The organism is Paenibacillus sp. Root444D2 (assembly GCF_001426375.1).
Taxonomy (GTDB): Bacteria; Bacillota; Bacilli; order Paenibacillales; family NBRC-103111; genus Paenibacillus_E.
The window spans coordinates 326183-338802 of record NZ_LMEO01000001.1; the positions used below are offsets into that span (position 1 = coordinate 326183).

Sequence of the window (12620 nt, forward strand, 5' to 3'; positions counted from 1 at the left end):
CTCCTTTCCTAGTGAAGATTTACTCTGATCGTATTTGTAAGTAATTGACCAATTGAACCATTAAGAATTTTTTTGATTTCTTCAACGTCAGTTGGCAATTGTGGATTAATCGATTCAAAAACAATAACTGCAACTGGTTCACCATCTGAATTATCCAAATTTTTGCAATAATAAGATCTACTCTTCATTTGCATATTTGAAATTGTCATATCGTCAATGGAACATTGGTTTTTAACCATATTAACATAACCTTGTTTCGCCCGATTAGGATCTGGTAGTTCGCTAGATATAGAGTCTCCGTTAATCCATGCTAAACCAATAAATCCCTCATGTTTTGGATAACTTTGCCGACCGTTCTTTTTAAATTCTGCATTTCTAGCGTAACGACCAACAGGAACAAATTCTGATTCATTGAATCTGTAGATAGTAATACGTTCAGAGTAAGTAAAATTAAATAAATAAAACAAACTTTTTATTATTCTCTCTGGAATAGCCTCAAGCTCATTCCTTAAACTGTCTCTTTGTTCAATAGCATCTTCATGTTCTTCCGTCAAATCACTAATAGTGGCTTGCTTACTAACTGAATGTATGTACCCAATAAGAAATACAGCTATTGCTGGCACCAAATAATACAATTTGCTAACTATGATTCCTTGGAAGTATGGTATTGATAGAGCCAGTGGGATAAGTAAAGTGAGTAATTGACCCCACGTATCTCTTATATTTTTTTTGAAATTTAATAAATAACCTAAAGCGCCAGTTATCCTTCTAAACAATAACATTCATCCTCCTTTATACCTATGTCATTCGACATATTAGGAGGAAATCCTTTATCCCATTTGGAAAAATTATACTAAATACAGAAACGTCTGTTCTATTATCTCACAAGTCTCTAACCCTGTATACGAAATCTTTACCCACAAATCACTTCCACAAAGCTAAAACAGCAACACCAACTGCCACAACCGCAAGAATAACCTGTCCCCAAGCTGGAGCAAGTTGTTTATTTGATTTACTATTGTCGCGGATCTCATTTAATCCGCGGTGTAAGCCTTCAATCTTTTCGTCTCTTAACTTTAACTCACTTTGCAGAAGATCTTTGGTTACATGAATATCATCACGTACCAACATCATTTTCTTAAGATCGTATAGCGCCTCTTTAATAGCCGCTAACTCTGTGTCTAATTTAGTTTCTAGTCTTACTATCCTTTCAACATCCGTCAATTCATTTCCCACTTATGTCCCCTTCATTCAACCTCATAAAATTCTGTTTTCAACGTAAATCTTTGTAAAACAAAAAGCCCCGAATATTACTCGGAGCTATAAACTGAAAAGCTTCCTTTATGGAGCTAGCAATTTATGCTTAATGAATTTAGCGTAGTCTTTTGTTATTACCAATAAATCAATCGCTCCACCACAAGTGGCAATTGTATGTTGAAATCTTTGATATTTAATAGTAACCTCTGCTGAAAACTCAGCCAAATCAGCTGCATCTTTAAGAGGCATGAGACTGAAATTTGTGGCAATTCCATTAAATAGCTTATTTATTGTTTCCATTTCACCATTAAAGGTCATTGTATATACCAATTGACCGTTTTCAAAGTTAGTTCTTCGAAGTTCATTCTTAGTAACACTATAAACAAACGGTTCATCAGAATCGTAACCAGCGACGATAAAAGCAATATTATAAGTTCCATAACTACTTTGTAAAAATACTTGTAATTTTTCAGAAACCTGCGAAACTGTATCTTCAACACTGATTTTTTCAATATCAAATATCCTCAATATATCAGCAACAGTCTTACCTTCGATAATAGCGTCTCCACAAAATGAAATACCGATTGTGGATTTGCGAACTAATACTAGTTTTTGAGCATTATCTGTCAGAGTAAATCTGTCTGTAGCGCCATTTCCATATGAAAAGTTGCTTGTTAGTCTACTATCAGCTGCCATGGCAATACCTTCTGGCACAATTACGGTTGAGATAATCGTCAATCTTGTCACCCCTGTTTGAATTTTTATATCATTCTACCAGAAAATGACGTAATTTTCCATTAATAGATACGCATATCAACAACATTTGAGTCAGTCACTTTGGTGCCCGTTATTACACCAGCATGTAATATACTACTGGTCATTTTCTTTGATTCAATAAATGCCATAATTTCCTCTGGGCTACCCTCTAGAATGAGTCCATCTTCAGTTGTTACTTTCACTACTAATCACCTCGGCCAATTTACTTTTAACTTTTCTATAGAACTCATTTACAGTACAATCACCAAGATAGATATCATCATCCAACCAACCTATTCCGTATAAAAACAAGTCAGTCAGTTCAGAACAAATCAATTTATTAGGACTATTCATAAAGTAAGGCTTCCTAAATTTAAGAATATCCTGAATAGCTATACCTACGATTTGTAGATAGTCGTAACCAAAATTGGTTAGTTGAATAGCAACTTTCAATACTAAATCTTTTTGTTCTTGGGTTAGATTTAATTCAACAACCTCATAATCATCAAAATAAAAAGGAACGATTCGCGAACGAGTCATTCCTTGTGCTTCGAGTATTTTATTGTTTGAATCTGATAGACTCACGCACACATGTGAAAATTCACCATCGAAAAATTCAATTGCTTTATTTATTAAATAATGACCGCGAACAAATATCAGATCACCAATAGCCAAGAGTAATCACCTACCAAACTATAGCATTAACTTGTTCCGTAGTTGTTGCCGCCTCTACTTGCGCCTTTAAAGTCCAATACTTGCCAATGTTTATATTTTTGTGAGCAAGCCCTGCACCAAATACTGTTTTAAATTGAACAAAAGTGTGTGCTTGTGGCTGACCAGAAGCTTTCCAAATAACTGGTTCTGAAACTAGCCCTGCTGTAATTGCGTTGAGCATACCTCCCAAATTGATTTGTGCGTCAATGTCGAAGTCATATGTATTTGACGATCCCAATGCATCAGACGTGAATCCTGCTAGTATGGCTATGTTGCAAAAAATGTTTAGTTGCTTAATTTTTTGTATTTTAACGTCCTCTAATGATCCGTCACTACGAGGTGTCCATATTAGATTTTCTGTCACAGGATCAATACTAAGTTGGTATTGCATGAATTCATCCAAGTATTCGCTATACTACATTACCAGTGGATTTTTCATAATATATTTTTCTTCCAATATTCATTTTTTCCCTCCTTATTTTTAACCATACGCCTTCCAATCAACGGTATTACTTTGACCATAATACGGTAATTGAAAACCACTACCATTTACATAATGATTAGCGCTTAGTCTAAACCACATTGAAGCACCACCCGATGCTATAAAAATTGGTGAGGATTGGCCAGCAATTACACTATAACCACTTATAAAAACAGACATATATCCGGGTTGTGCTCCATTGACTGTTATTAACAATGGTGTAAACGATAAACCACTTACAGTTACATAATAGTCTTGTCTCCCTGTAGTACCATCGTAAACAACACCACCTAACAGACCAGAACTAGATGAAATTGTACCACTCGCAAACAACTTTGGAGCAACGCTTCCCTGTACCCCAAATATATTTGCGGTATTCACTATATTACTGGCTATTAAATCAGCATCTCCAGATACAATACCGCTACCGTTATGATAACCAGCAGGTATAGTCTGATTCCCCGTACTAGGAGTAAAGTTTGTTGCCCCTCTATTCGGCATAGTCCCAGCAGTTCCAGCGATTGTTGTACCAGTCAAAACATTAGCCGCTGGAACCACAACAGCGTCCACTGTACCACCAGTAGTAAACCCTGATGGAATACTTTGAGCCACATTGCTAGGCGTACGATTTACTGTTCCATTATTGACCATTGTCCCATCTGCATTCATAAGCACCCCTGCCGAGAACTTATTCCCTGTTAAAACTTTATCTGGTGTTGCATTACCTGCAACTATTAATTGTGCCATATATTACACCCCCACTACAGAAGCTGACATGTAAACTTGATTTGCTACACTTGCCTGTGCTTTTACGTTGATTACGGCAGTGGTTGCGTTAATAAACAAAGGGATAAGACTATAGCTACCAACTGTGCTTGCTTGAGCGTTGAGAAGTGTGTTTGTTTGAGCACCCGTTCCGTCCGTATATGTGATTTGTACCGTAACATTTGTTGTGCCAGTGATTACTCTGAAATACGTATATATTACATAGTTACTTTTGTTTACAGTTGGTGTAAATGTGGCGATTGTAGTTAAACTTGTTGTAGCTAATAAAGAGTCACTCACACTACCCACTCTGCTTGTTGCAATTGGATTACCACTTACAGGGATAGTTGTTACCTGAACAGTACCCAATGTTGACCCTGTTGCAGAATTTACAGGTGGAATTGCGCTTATTGCAGTATCAACATAAGTTGTCGATGCTTTCGATGAAATGGATGTTTTATTCTCATTAATAGCTGCTGTTAGGGATGTTTTATCTGTTGTGGTGAGGGTTGATAAAATACCTAACTGTGTCTGAATGGCACTTGTCACACCATCCAAATATCCCAATTCTGTTGATGATACATTGCCAATAGAGGTGCTGCTTGGCAATCCTACTGTTCCTGTAAATGTAGGGGAATTTACAGAAGCTTTTGTTGCGACTGCCGCATCAATCTTATCCCAGTTATCATTGAAATCCGTATCAATATTGACCACTAAACTGCCATCAGTATTGGGATTAATTTTTCTTAAATTAATATTTGGTGTTGAACTTGGCAAAATTACTACCTCCTTGCAAAATTATTGTATGTAATTGTATGTAACTGGTCATATGTCAACAAAGTGAATTCAAAATAAGTCATATACTTAAACTCATAGTCAATTCTTAAGTGTGCTGGCTTAATCTGCTCCAAATCCGATTTAAGACTCTCCAAGAAATCAGGAATACCAATTAATGAGGAGAACTTTATTACTATATGACCATTAAACGAAACTTCACAATCTCCATTTGGATATGCTAATGCAGCCAATTTAATTGTGTTCGCGTTAATGTTTCCTGTGCCTATTTGCTTAAACTTTATCCTTGCTCTTCTCTCATCCAATGACTTGCTAATATCCGTTTTAATTCCTAATTCTTTCTCATAAAAAACTAAAGCCCACGTAGCTGTATCAATGCTAAGTTGGGCTTCAAATTCATTTATAAGATTCTCTGCGTCATCCAATTGAACGCCAGATGAATTAGCAAGTTCTTGTACAAGTGTGTCATATCTCATAATTCGATTGAGATTATTGATAATCTGATCTTTATACAATAGTCACACCACCCAAGATAGCTACTTCTTTATCTGCAATATTTACATTGTCTGTCTGACTATTGACTGTCAATCCCGAATAATCTTCAACACCTACACTATTTAAAATTGCTTCTCCTAATTTTGCATAGCTGACGTATGTGCTTTTGAACGCAACTTCCTTTAGATAGGCGGTAATTGATGCTTGAACATTGGTCAAAACATCTGCATCCGTATAGCCTGCAGACTTAGTTACACTGACCTGTACATTGATAGACAGCGCTATGGCAGCCGTCACATAGCAAAAACAACCTATAGGAGCCACTTCACTTCCTAGTCCGGCTGAATTTGGGTCGATATATTCTTGAACACTAGCTACTAATGATGTGCTTGCTGGTTGCTTATTTTGATCTATAATAACGACTTCAACCGTGTTATCTCCTTGTTCCAAAGGGAATACCTTAGCATCGCCTACCCCTGCAATTGACTTCGCCCATTGCAAATAGTGGTATTGATTTCCCGATGTTGCAGGGGTTTTAAGAGCAAGATAATAGCGGTCGCGCAAGCTATCATCAGTCTCAGCATCAAATCCATCATGTGTGGCTGCTGGATTTTTTATGCTTGTAATACCACTTATGGTTACTGGTATTTGAACAATTTGATTCGCTGGAACATTGCCGACACTACCCGATTGAGAAGCCTCAATATTCACTGTACCTGTAGTGGTTATTAGCTTTGTTTCTATTGCTTGGAATTGAATACCACCTTTTGTCTCGAACAAATCCCCAATATTAATTTGACCATTACCATTAACCGTGATCACTCCAACAGAATTCGTTGCCTTAGTCTTTGTGATACCTGTTCGTTGCTCTATAAATTGTTCAAGCTTTTCACCTGTTAAATTATCAACGTCGATTAGTTGCTCAACACTGTCCAATTTCGCATATAATCCAGCCAAGACAATCGATATTGACTTAAGCAAGTCTGAAGGTAGGTACCCAGTTGTCTTATCATAGTCATCGCTTAAATTGCTTAATAATTGATTATGTAGTTCACTCTCATCCACTTAAATTCACCTCGCTATTCATTACACCGTTCTTTGTAACAACGTTACAGCTAATGGTTATCATGCCATTGTTCCTTGTTGTGCTAAAGTTTTGAATCGAACTAATCTCTGGATGCTTCAATACCTGTTCTTCAATCTGTCTCTTCACTTCAGAATTAATAACGCCAATTGGTATATCTCTCCTACTAATGAACTGATACAAACTTAGCCCAAAGCCTGAATCATCATAAACTCGATACTTACCTGCTTCTGTGAGTATGAGTGTTTTAATCCACTGTTGAATTGCTTGCTCATATGTCGCTTCAACTGGTTTTCCATCTATAAGCACATGTTGTTTAGTATCAAAATCAAATAAAAATACTCTGCCTAGTGAACGTTCACCAGTGAGAGTATTAGTTGATGTTGCTGTCGTATTAAATTGTGGAAACATTATTCACCAACCTTATCTATCAAATAATACGTTTGTCCGTTAGAAGATGGAATAAGGATAACCATATCACCTGTAATTAGAGTAATTGGAATCGGCGTATGATACTCGTCATCATCATGAGTATGCATATAATACAATCGATTTGCTATGATTAAGTCAGAGGAGTCCAAAAGTATTTCATCTCCAACTTGAACAACAATGTCAGGCAAAGCACTAATTATCTTACCTGTTGTTACACCAAACGAACCATTACTCTTCTTATCCTTAAGCATCTTTGCAAATCCTACATCCCATTTCTCCATCACACACCACCTAATTGAACACTTACTTTATGAATTCCATTACTTTCTGAATGGTTTGCGCTTTTTATTACATATTGTCCAACAATACCTGTAATCGGTTCGTTGAGTTCTAATATTCTTCCTGCTCGAATATCATCATGTCCTAGTAAACCAAGGGATATGTCTTCCTTGATGCGATTCAAGTCAGCCAATGTATTCTTAGCTATATTCCTTGCTTGTGATTCATTCTTTTCATCTACTGTGACAACTTCAGTAAGCAATCCATATTTGGCTATATTCTCATCATCGCTTCTCTCAATAAGGATATTGACATTATCATCACCGCTACTCACGACAATAACCCTGTTCTTCATGCCATCTATTGACGTTTTTCTGCTTGGATTGCTTATTGCTGCTGTAACAGGAAAAGGAGCGGAGTTTTCACTCAGCCTAACCATAGGGTTTATGATAAGATCTGTTTGTTTTTGGACGCTAAGTGTATCAATGTTCATTTCCATCCTATATTTATTGCCTGTTTCCTTCTCTGCTTGCTCTAGAACATCCTTGATAATATCGCTGATTGCTTCATCTTTATATATCTTATTAATGAGTGTCGATATATCAGTGACTACATGCTTGATATTGAACTTATCAAGAAGCTTTCTGATGGCATTACTCGCGTTAATATTCTTAAATTGTATAACGGTCTCATTCTCATTTAGATACCAAGCATAATCAAAGCAATTAAATCCTTTACTGAATCTTCCGTTAACATCTGGTGAAATGACAACGAACCGATGCAGGATATCACCATTGTTATTGGCTAATAAGATATGATCACCAATCTCTACAATATCCCATTCGGCAAAGTAAAAGGTATCATTATAGGCATAATCAAAACTCAACTCTACACCTAAAGCATCAATATTGCTTGACCACGAAAGATTGCCGACTAGTTGAGTAATATTCTTGCGCTCACCGTTTTTAACCAGTATTAATTGATGTGCCATTAAGTCACCTCGACGAAACGAAACTCTTTAATGTCTAGAGTGTACGGAATATCTCCTGCTCGATCTAAGCCATAAGTGAAATTCTCCACAAGACAGGGCATATTAAGCATTTCAATACCCGAATCAGTAGTTACAATGACTCTGATTGGAAGTCTTTTATTTGCCCAATTATTAAAGAAATTGACGCATTCCCAGCCGCTTATTTTAGATTTTGCAAAACTATATTCCTTTGTAGGGAAAAAGGATTGAATAGTCCAATGCTTTAGTCCTCTTAAGCCTGCTAAATTAAGTGCTCCCATTTGAATTGTTTCGAATTCTTCATTTTTCCGTTGGTTAAATGGAAGAGAAAAATCAGGAGGAATAATAGGCAGTTGTACCATTTCCTCAAAGTTATTTGCGCTGAATACAATATCCATATTATCCCCTCCTATACGTTTCCTTGTTGCAATGTTATTTTATTAAACAGGTAATCACCAATCCAATTTGCAAACTCTTTATTGCCAACCATATTACCTTGAATGGTTAAATTAACAGTGATACCACCACTTGAATTACTAACCATTTGCTTGGATAAATCATGTGGAATGACTCTTGTACCGTTTGGATACTCTTTGATCTCTCCACCGTGTTCATCAGTTCTAGCCATACCACCCTGAAAGTAACTAGTTCCTGTAGCAAATTTAGGAATCTTAGGCTTGGTAAAGTCACTAAAAGTCTTAGGAGTAGCAAAAGAAGCTGAGCCGCTTTTATATGCATCCTCTGATTCAACCTTCATTTTAGCTATGACTGGTATATTGACTCCTGGTATCTTATTCAGTTTCTCTATAAGCCAATTGACCTTATCGACAACAAAATTTACACCCTCAGCAAACTTCACCTTTACAACCTTCCATAATTCGGAAGCCTTCTCTCTAACAGTGTCCCAATTTCTCCATAAAAGTACACCGACCCCAATTGCTACTCCAATTCCTATTGCTAGTAACCCAAATGGATTTGCTGCCATTACTATATTGAGTAGCGTTTGTGCAACTGTTAGACCAGTAGACGCAGCTTGCCATGCCTTGTATAGTTTCGTTATACCTTCAATTGCTTGCTGTGCTACTATTACACCAGTTAATCCAGCAATAACAGGAATTAGCCAATTTGCATTATCCCGTGTCCATCGAATTGCTGCGGTAAACCCATCGAAAACATCCTTAGCAATACTCAGAGATGTGTTAACACTGTTTTTAATTTCAGGCATATTTGTCTTAATCCAGTTTGAGTAGTCATTGAGTTTAGGTAAAACTCTGTCAGCAATTGGAATAGCAATGTTCACTTCTAGCTCACGCTTAATACCTGCAAAAGCAGAAGTAACACTGTTGTATTTAACATTGTTGATCTCTTCCATTGATTTCTTTGTCATATCAAATTGACTCTTGATGTTTCCATATGAGTTTATAACACGTTGTTCGAGGTCTTCAGCTTGAGTACCGAACAATTGTACTGAAACAGTATTTGCTAGAACTGGATCTTTAATCTCGCTTATGGCTTTAGCTGTAGTCATAAAAGCTTTTTGAGCTTCCACTCCACCTTTGGCAAACTGAGCTGTCATTTGCGCACCATTAAGCTTTATTGCTTTGTATGCATCCAATGAAGACTGCGATCCATCTTTAGCTCTAATTCCAAACTCCTTGATGCCATCCCCAACTTTATCAAGGTTGAAAGCTCCCGCTTCTAATCCATTAGCAAAAACGTCGAACATTTGATTAGCCGAGAAGCCCAATTTAGCGAAATAGACACTGTATTCATTAGCAGTGTCCAGTAATTCCCCAGACTTATCAAGTCCCTTTTGATTACCCTGCGCCAATAAATTAAATGCCTCAGTACTCGTAATTCCAAACTGCTTCATAATGGTATCTGCTGTTTTAATTGACTCTGGAATGTCAGCTTTGAACACATCACGATAAATGAGAGCATTGGCAGTTGTCTCTTTAAGTGCAGCTCCTGACTGTTTAGTTACTTGTTTTGCAACAGCCATTGAGTCTGCTAAATCAGCCCAATTCTCCCCAAAATTTTGCTTATAAAGATCTACCATTTCAACCTTCATATTCGCCATTTCTTGAGCTGTTGCTCCAGTAGAAGACTGTAATTGATTTAAAGCAGCCTGATAATCCTTTACAGTTCCAATTGTAGTAAACACAGTTGCTGTTGCTGCACCAATTCCAAGAAACGATGTCGCTAATCCACCTGCGCTTTTAGCTACAGATGAAAAACTGGATACGGCTGAATTACGGAAAGAGTTTACATTATTATGTAATAGTCTAACTTGTCGCTGATTTTCTTGTGTTTGTCCCGCAACCCTTCTTAAACCTTGGGTCATATTTTCCCTAAAGTTTAATATTGCTTGTATTGATCTTGATGCCATACATTACCTCCTTCCCTCAGAAAATTAACCACCATTTTTGGCTGCTTCCTCTTCATAATGCCGTTTCATTATTTCAGAGTAGTATACCTGCTCATAAAATGTTAGATTAGCCAACTTATCAGGATCATGACCCTTTAGCATCCAGAATCCTATCATCTGCAACTCATGATCCTGCTTGATTAGTTTTTTACGTTTTCCTCGATGTTATTTGCACCTGAGAATTCAAAAATATAATTACCTAATCTCAGTCGTTCAGAAAGCTCTAACAATTTATAAACGATGTCCGTAGGTACTTGCACTTCATATTCTTTATGCAGCTCTGTATTCTGGAACAAATCAATGGAATTGTAAATTAGGTAAACATAAGCCTCCATAACTCCTGTGATACTTTCGTCCTTTAGCATATCAATTGCTTTCAAGAGAACTCCTTCTTCAGGAACCTTAATGATTACTGCGCCACCAAGACTTTCAATATTATATTCTTCGGTTTTATTCCGTTTGTTTTCTTTGTCAAGTTTCTTAGCAATTAAATCTGCCAATACAAGTTTCGTATTACGTTTATTAGCCATTTATTATTACCTCCAATAATTATAAAGGGATGGACAATTTGCCCACCCCATTGTTGTTTAGATCATTTCGATGAAGTCATAATCACTGAATGAGAAAGGAAGTTCTTCCGTCAAGTTTGCTCTATTCTCAAATTTAGCTAAATGGAATTCGCTAAACACAACGTCTTTAACTACAGCACGTTCAGCTTTACCATTCTGTTTGTTTTCGATTTTTGTAATAATTTTAATATCAGGCATAACTCCAGTTTTAAATGCATCTGCCATGATTTTAGCACCACGGCTTTGTGTCTTATTAAGTGTTACTGTTCCTTCGCCTGTTCGACCTTGGTACACTTTATATGTTGCATAGTCATCACAAAATTCCACATCCTCAAATTTTGCTGTTAACTTAGCTTCAAATGCTGTAACGTCAGCCCATTGCTGTCCATTAACCCAGATAACACCATTTGTTCCGCTAATTACTTCATTGCCTCTATTTGCCATTATTTATTCACTCCTATTCCATAGCGATGCTGAAGGAGAAATCCTCCATGCTGTCGAGAATCTTAATTTGTCCACCTAAATAAACGTTGCTTCGGAATGACTTGTTACGAACGGTAACATCATCCCAATCTGCTGCTTCTGTTGTACCAATAGACAGCCATGCGTTTCTCTGTGCTTCAATATCAACATAACATGTGTTTGCGTATGCACTATCGAGAATACCCTCATTAGCTAAATCGGAAAGATAGCTGTTGATTGCGCTAATCAGAAGTACTTGATTGTCATATTTGTTCTTATACTTAGACAGATATTCATTCTTGAATGTGTTGTACACGTCCGAGCGAATCAAGTCCATCGATTCAACGATGATAATCTTGCTCATTGATTCTGTTACATTTGCTGTATAAGTTGTCAATGAATTCACAGCACGAGCAATACGTACGGTTTCCTCGTCATTAAATAGGACTAACTCACCACTATTTACAGCTACTTCAACATCTGCTGGCTCAACTACGCTAAGTAAATCAGCAAAAGCTAAATACGTAGCCGATTGAGTAAGTGATGTAGAGAGACCTGCAAATACGCCTAATAAACGAGCAATGAACTTCTCGCCCGTAACCGTTGTACCGCTTGTATAAGTGACAGATGCATTCGTGAAATTAACCACATGCATACTATTTGGTGCGGTAACATCATAAACGATAGCCTTAATTGATTTATTAAGTGCCTCTTGCTCTTTCACATATACTGATAGATCGTCCTGCTCATCTGCTGTACCTGCTGCCAAACCAATCCAATTATATTTCTTACTCCCTAGTGCCGTAATTGCATCTACAACTGCTGTTACACTTGCAGTACCAACACGAACAACTAACACTTTACTAGGCGAACCAGCAAATACATCCTTAATATAGTTGACGTTAGCCGCAGTAAACTTAGCTGTTTCGATGTCGAGAACAGATGTATATTCCTTCAATGTAAATGTGATATCTGTATTGTCCTTAACAATAAGTGCAACGATTCCTCGCTGGCTTCTTACAATTGCGCTAGAAGCTAATTGTTTAAAAATAATTTCAATTTGTGGCAATCCAATGCTCATATCTTCAACCCTT

Annotated in this window: 18 protein-coding genes; all 18 read right to left on the minus strand. The window is 37.0% G+C overall.

Going from position 1 to position 12620, the window contains the following annotated elements; translation table 11 throughout:
- Nucleotides 1-8 precede the first annotated feature (8 nt).
- The gene (locus tag ASD40_RS01575) at nucleotides 9-782 is read right to left on the minus strand and encodes a hypothetical protein (protein WP_057301579.1); all 774 of its coding nucleotides are present in this window, start codon (nucleotides 780-782) and stop codon (nucleotides 9-11) included.
- 142 nt (nucleotides 783-924) lie between these two features.
- Nucleotides 925-1236 carry a hypothetical protein gene (locus ASD40_RS01580; protein WP_057301580.1) on the minus strand — a complete coding sequence of 104 codons (312 nt, stop codon included), beginning with the start codon at nucleotides 1234-1236 and terminating at the stop codon, nucleotides 925-927.
- 105 nt (nucleotides 1237-1341) lie between these two features.
- Entirely contained in the window at nucleotides 1342-1995 is a 654-nt protein-coding gene (locus tag ASD40_RS01585; protein ID WP_156389850.1) for a hypothetical protein, read from the minus strand.
- A 59-nt stretch (nucleotides 1996-2054) separates the two neighbouring features.
- Nucleotides 2055-2216 (minus strand): hypothetical protein, encoded by a 162-nt coding sequence (locus tag ASD40_RS36955; protein WP_156389851.1) that lies wholly within the window; start codon nucleotides 2214-2216, stop codon nucleotides 2055-2057.
- The gene (locus ASD40_RS01590) at nucleotides 2200-2688 is read right to left on the minus strand and encodes a hypothetical protein (protein WP_057301582.1); all 489 of its coding nucleotides are present in this window, start codon (nucleotides 2686-2688) and stop codon (nucleotides 2200-2202) included. The genes ASD40_RS36955 and ASD40_RS01590 overlap by 17 nt, the downstream gene beginning before the upstream one ends.
- Nucleotides 2689-2698: 10 nt before the next feature.
- Nucleotides 2699-3118: a DUF4376 domain-containing protein gene (locus ASD40_RS01595; protein WP_057301583.1), complete on the minus strand. Its 420-nt coding sequence runs from the start codon at nucleotides 3116-3118 to the stop codon at nucleotides 2699-2701.
- A gap of 90 nt (nucleotides 3119-3208) precedes the next feature.
- Complete coding sequence (locus ASD40_RS01600; RefSeq protein WP_057301584.1) at nucleotides 3209-3955, minus strand: hypothetical protein; 747 nt, start codon at nucleotides 3953-3955, stop codon at nucleotides 3209-3211.
- Nucleotides 3956-3958: 3 nt separating this feature from the next.
- Nucleotides 3959-4750: a hypothetical protein gene (locus ASD40_RS01605; protein WP_057301585.1), complete on the minus strand. Its 792-nt coding sequence runs from the start codon at nucleotides 4748-4750 to the stop codon at nucleotides 3959-3961.
- A 5-nt stretch (nucleotides 4751-4755) separates the two neighbouring features.
- Nucleotides 4756-5283, minus strand: coding sequence for a putative phage tail protein (locus tag ASD40_RS01610; protein ID WP_057301586.1), 528 nt, complete (start codon nucleotides 5281-5283; stop codon nucleotides 4756-4758).
- A complete protein-coding gene (locus ASD40_RS01615) occupies nucleotides 5276-6328 on the minus strand; it encodes a baseplate J/gp47 family protein (RefSeq protein WP_057301587.1) in 1053 nt (350 codons plus the stop codon). Before ASD40_RS01615 ends, ASD40_RS01610 begins: the two co-directional genes overlap by 8 nt.
- The gene (locus tag ASD40_RS01620; RefSeq protein ID WP_057301588.1) at nucleotides 6321-6758 is read right to left on the minus strand and encodes a DUF2634 domain-containing protein; all 438 of its coding nucleotides are present in this window, start codon (nucleotides 6756-6758) and stop codon (nucleotides 6321-6323) included. Before ASD40_RS01620 ends, ASD40_RS01615 begins: the two co-directional genes overlap by 8 nt.
- Nucleotides 6758-7060 carry a DUF2577 family protein gene (locus ASD40_RS01625; RefSeq protein WP_057301589.1) on the minus strand — a complete coding sequence of 101 codons (303 nt, stop codon included), beginning with the start codon at nucleotides 7058-7060 and terminating at the stop codon, nucleotides 6758-6760. The genes ASD40_RS01620 and ASD40_RS01625 overlap by 1 nt, the downstream gene beginning before the upstream one ends.
- On the minus strand, nucleotides 7060-8049 hold the full coding sequence (locus tag ASD40_RS01630; RefSeq protein WP_057301590.1) for an XkdQ/YqbQ family protein: 990 nt from the start codon (nucleotides 8047-8049) through the stop codon (nucleotides 7060-7062). Before ASD40_RS01630 ends, ASD40_RS01625 begins: the two co-directional genes overlap by 1 nt.
- On the minus strand, nucleotides 8049-8465 hold the full coding sequence (locus tag ASD40_RS01635) for a hypothetical protein (RefSeq protein ID WP_057301591.1): 417 nt from the start codon (nucleotides 8463-8465) through the stop codon (nucleotides 8049-8051). Before ASD40_RS01635 ends, ASD40_RS01630 begins: the two co-directional genes overlap by 1 nt.
- Nucleotides 8466-8476: 11 nt before the next feature.
- Complete coding sequence (locus ASD40_RS01640; protein ID WP_057301592.1) at nucleotides 8477-10456, minus strand: phage tail tape measure protein; 1980 nt, start codon at nucleotides 10454-10456, stop codon at nucleotides 8477-8479.
- A gap of 179 nt (nucleotides 10457-10635) precedes the next feature.
- Nucleotides 10636-11025, minus strand: a complete 390-nt coding sequence (locus tag ASD40_RS01645) for a hypothetical protein (RefSeq protein ID WP_057301593.1) — start codon at nucleotides 11023-11025, stop codon at nucleotides 10636-10638.
- Between the two features lie 57 nt (nucleotides 11026-11082).
- The gene (locus ASD40_RS01650; protein ID WP_057301594.1) at nucleotides 11083-11508 is read right to left on the minus strand and encodes a phage tail tube protein; all 426 of its coding nucleotides are present in this window, start codon (nucleotides 11506-11508) and stop codon (nucleotides 11083-11085) included.
- A 13-nt stretch (nucleotides 11509-11521) separates the two neighbouring features.
- Nucleotides 11522-12607, minus strand: a complete 1086-nt coding sequence (locus ASD40_RS01655; RefSeq protein ID WP_057301595.1) for a phage tail sheath C-terminal domain-containing protein — start codon at nucleotides 12605-12607, stop codon at nucleotides 11522-11524.
- Nucleotides 12608-12620 lie beyond the last annotated feature (13 nt).